The sequence below is a fragment of the Acetobacter tropicalis genome, from assembly GCF_001580915.1.
GTDB classification, from domain to species: domain Bacteria; phylum Pseudomonadota; class Alphaproteobacteria; order Acetobacterales; family Acetobacteraceae; genus Acetobacter; species Acetobacter tropicalis.
Window position 1 is genome coordinate 1 of sequence record NZ_LHZQ01000041.1, and the last position, 947, is coordinate 947.

General features: G+C 55.8%; 1 pseudogene and 1 other annotated feature. The pseudogene reads right to left on the bottom strand.

The window, feature by feature from the left end:
- Positions 1-947: pseudogene (locus AD944_RS00220) on the bottom strand (IS3 family transposase); the annotation flags it as partial.
- Positions 561-677 (bottom strand) — a sequence feature (AL1L pseudoknot). (Overlaps the previous pseudogene by 117 nt.)

The window sequence follows — 947 nt, forward strand, 5'->3', positions numbered from 1 at the left end:
CCCGCTTCAGCCAGTCTTTGCGTGTAGCGAATGGACACATATTGACAGCCGCGGTCGGAATGGTGGGTCACTTTGCCCTCAGGCCGCCTCTGGCACAGAGCCTGTTCGAGGGCATCCAGCACGAAGTCGGTATGGGCCGTTGAGGAGACACGCCAGCCCACAATAACCCGTGCGAATACATCAATGATGAAGGCCTCATAAACAAAGCCCTGCCACGTGGAAACATACGTGAAATCCGAAACCCACAGTCTGTTGGGGGCTGGTGCATGAAACTGTCGCTGTACCAGATCCTGTGGACAGGGCCGCGCCGGATCGGGCCGTGTGGTTCTGACACCCTTGCCACGAATGACGCCTTTCAGTCCCATCCGGCGCATCAGCCGCTCTACCGTGCAGCGGGCGACATCCAGACCTTCACGTCTGAGCTGATGCCAAACCTTACGCGCTCCATAGACGCAGAAATTATCATTCCACACTCTACGGATTTCGTCGCTCAGCTCTTTGTCTTTCTGGCTACGCATACAAGGATTTTTCTGTCTTGCCCGATAAGCATAATAGGCAGATGGTGCAATCGACAGAACCCTGCAGATTGACCCGACACCATATGTCTGCCGGTGCTCCTCAATGAAGCGTGTCATGGCTTGAAGATGCGGTCGAGCTCCGCCTGGGCAAAATACGCAGAAGCCTTGCGCAGGATTTCATTGGCCTGCCGCAATTCGCGGTTCTCTCGCTCCAGTTGCCTGATCTTCTCTCGATCAGGCAGGTCACTCACCGCAGGCGCATTGGCCCGCTCATGCAGACGGGTCCATTTTGACAGCGTGTCAGGGTGAATATCCAGCTTTGGAGCGATCATCATCACTGCGGACCAGCGTGATGGGTGGTTCTTCTCTTCCTCCAGAACCATGCGGGCTGCACGTTCACGAAACTCAGGCGGAAAACGCTTCGATTTG